The sequence below is a fragment of the Pseudomonas sp. Xaverov 83 genome, from assembly GCF_019352905.1.
In the GTDB taxonomy this organism is placed as follows: Bacteria; Pseudomonadota; Gammaproteobacteria; order Pseudomonadales; family Pseudomonadaceae; genus Aquipseudomonas; species Aquipseudomonas yamanorum.
The window spans coordinates 232258-232979 of record NZ_JAAAFU010000002.1 but is presented as its reverse complement, the minus strand read 5'-3'; the positions used below and the strand labels follow the sequence as shown (position 1 = coordinate 232979).

Below are 722 nucleotides of genomic sequence, written 5' to 3'. Positions count from 1 at the left end.
CATCGTAGGATTTGAAGTGCTGCGCGCCGTCCGGATCGATCCGCTGCACCAACCGTGCGCGCTGGTCGTGGACGTAGACTTCCTGGCTGCCATCGGCGTTGTGCACGGTGACAGTGCCGTTGTCATCCCACACATAGCGCGTGTCCATCTGCGAAAAACTGGCCCAGTGCCGGATGCAGCGTGCAGCCTTGCCGGACCGTTCCCACTCCCAGAAGAAACTCGCCCCGCCGGCCAGTTCCCGCTCCAGAATCACCTGCTGATCGTCGTATCGATAACGTTCGCTTTCGCCTACCGCGTTGGTCGCTTCGATCAACCGCCAGGCATCGTCGTACGTGTAGGAAACAACGTTCTGCTCAGTAACCCAGCCGAGTTCCCGCTGCACCTGATAGTCGACCGCAACGATGTGTCCACGGTCATACCGCAGCAGCAACCCTTGGCCGACGTGGTTATCGATCCGCTGTATCCGTCCGGAATAGTCGCGGGCAATACGCAGCCGGTTGTCGTACGCGTCGCTGATCGACGTCAGCACCCCGTTGCGGAAATGGTAGAAAAGCGACGCCTGAGCCAGCACCAGTTCATCGGGCAACGAGCCCAGATAAATCGCCGCTTCCGCCAGGCTATTGGTGATGGCCGGCCGTGCAGCAGAGGGCAGGGGAAACGTAGTGCTGCGATTCTCGTGATCGGTCCACACCACCGATTCGGTGCTCACCACCAATCGCTGA

1 pseudogene is annotated in these 722 nt (G+C 60.4%); it reads right to left on the bottom strand.

Going from position 1 to position 722, the window contains the following annotated elements:
- Positions 1–722, bottom strand: a pseudogene (locus K0H47_RS30960) (type IV secretion protein Rhs); the annotation flags it as partial.